Consider the following 590-nt stretch of genomic DNA (forward strand, 5'->3'; position numbering starts at 1 on the left):
TTTTTTCTTTCATCACAGTATCAGTTTTACATCTAACAACTATCCTCTTTTCTGCGTGTTTGCCTGCCGGAGAAGGAATCATTACCAGCCGCGAAGCATCCGGACATGGTGACAACCGGCCCGTGCGTTGCGCACACAGATTGTGAAAATACGCAATGTGTTCAGCCTGATTGTATCCTAAGGCGATTTCGGGCAGGTCCCCCTGTGAGCATTTAACCGGGGAGGTAATTACCCGACCATACCGGTAGCAGCCTGACATGGCCGGCCTCTTGTATAATCTAGCTGACAGAGGATTTTCCGGCTTTTTCCACCGTCAGCTGATGCATTGAAAAAATACAAGACAAAAAAAGGGCCGAAGCCCTTTTGTCTCAGTAGTCTGAGAAGACATGACCATCAATCTGGGTGTAACCATCCATGAAAAGGTCTCTGGCAAACGCCTCATAGTCGAAGTATCTTTGAATGGTCGGAGATACTTCTGAGAGCAGTCCTGTCTGATCGACATATTCATATGCATACTCCAGTTCAGGGTCCGTCATCGATCCTGCAAAATACCCCTGGTAGCATTCATCGAAATTTTGCAGCTGCTCATC

At 47.3% G+C, this 590-nt stretch carries 2 protein-coding genes; both read right to left on the reverse strand.

Annotated features, from left to right (window positions below; all coding sequences use genetic code 11):
• Positions 1 to 259 (reverse strand): hypothetical protein (locus tag LZG71_RS30400; RefSeq protein ID WP_233827042.1); only part of this gene is annotated, 259 nt, incomplete at its 3' end.
• Between the two features lie 109 nt (positions 260 to 368).
• Positions 369 to 590: antirestriction protein ArdA (locus LZG71_RS30405; protein ID WP_233827044.1), on the reverse strand; the 222-nt coding region annotated here is incomplete at its 5' end.

This window comes from Dyadobacter sp. CY312, from assembly GCF_021390535.1.
GTDB lineage: Bacteria > Bacteroidota > Bacteroidia > Cytophagales > Spirosomataceae > Dyadobacter.